Here is a 1280-nt window from a genome sequence, read left to right on the forward strand (position 1 = left end):
CGTGCGCTTGGTGGCGGCGGCGCCACCGAGACCACGTCACAGCGTGGCCGCGGTTCGGAGCACGGCGGCGGGGTCCAACTGCCAGCAGACGGCGAATCTCGGCCGGGGTGAGGTCCACGAGGTCGGGCGTGTTCCGACCGGTACCCCCTTTTCGCGCTCCTGGCAGGTCATCACCGCCAGGAAGGCGTGCGCGAGCATGGCAAGGGTGATGTGGCGGTACCAGCCCACGTAGCGGCGTACTTCGTACTGGTCCAGGCCGCATTCGTTCTTGGCGCTCTGGAAGCACTCCTCGATCTTCCAGCGGCAGCCGGCGACGCGAACCAGGTCCGCGACGGTGGCATCCAGCGGCGCGCAGGCGAGGTAGTAGGCGATCTCGTCCGGCCTGGCGATGCTGCGGCGGGCCAGCATCCACCGCTGGCGGGTGGGTTCGTCGCCGTCGAACTCCCAGACGGCGGGCAGCCGGGCGGCGGCCCAGTCGTAGAGGCGGTCGCCCTTGGCGCCGGCTCCGGCGGACAGCCGCTGCCAGGCCTCGGGCGGGGCCTGCGTGATGAGGTGGTCGATGCGAGGGCCGTGGACCTGCTGGGATTTGGGAACCGCTACCACGTAGGAGAGCCCCGCGTCTTCGAGGAAGCGACGGAAGTGGGAGTCCTGGCCGTAGGCGGAATCGGCCGTGACCCAGGCGATGGGCAGGGGCGAGGTCAGGGCCCGCCCGATCATCGCCCGGGCGAGTTCGAGCTTGGTGGCGAAGGCGCGCTCGTCGGGGATCCGGGCGGTCCGGCAGCGTTCGTGGTCCTCTGTCCAGGACTTGGGAAGGTAGAGCTCACGGTCGACCAGGGCGTGGCCACGGCTGGTGGCGTAGGCGGCGAAGACGCCGATCTGGCAGTTCTCGGTGCGGCCGGCGGTTCCGGAGTACTGGCGCTGGACTCCGGCGGAGACGGTGCCCTTTTTCACGAAGCCGGTGTCATCAAGGATCAAAACACCGTCCGGGGCGCCGAGTTGCTCGGCGATGTAGGCCTGCAGGTCGTCGCGAACCTCGTCCGCGTCCCAGCGGCTCCACGACAGCAGGTGCTGCAGGCCGTGGGGCGCGTGGTGCCCGGCGTACTCGGCCAGCTGCCAGCTGTTCTTGCGGCCCACAGGCCCCAGCAGGCCTTGCACGTAGTCCCGCATCCGGCGGCGGGGCTCGACCCGGGTGAAGCGAGCCCCGATCCGCAGAAGAAGTTCGTTGAGTTCCCGGTCCCACACATCCGTCGGCAGATCGTCGATCACAGTGGTGGAATCTC

1 protein-coding gene is annotated in these 1280 nt (G+C 69.6%); it reads right to left on the reverse strand.

Annotated elements, in window-relative coordinates:
• Positions 1 to 36: 36 nt before the first annotated feature.
• A complete protein-coding gene (locus P3T37_RS36975) occupies positions 37 to 1254 on the reverse strand; it encodes an IS701 family transposase (RefSeq protein ID WP_280728350.1) in 1218 nt (405 codons plus the stop codon).
• Positions 1255 to 1280 lie beyond the last annotated feature (26 nt).

The organism is Kitasatospora sp. MAA4, assembly GCF_029893355.1.
Lineage (GTDB): Bacteria > Actinomycetota > Actinomycetes > Streptomycetales > Streptomycetaceae > Kitasatospora.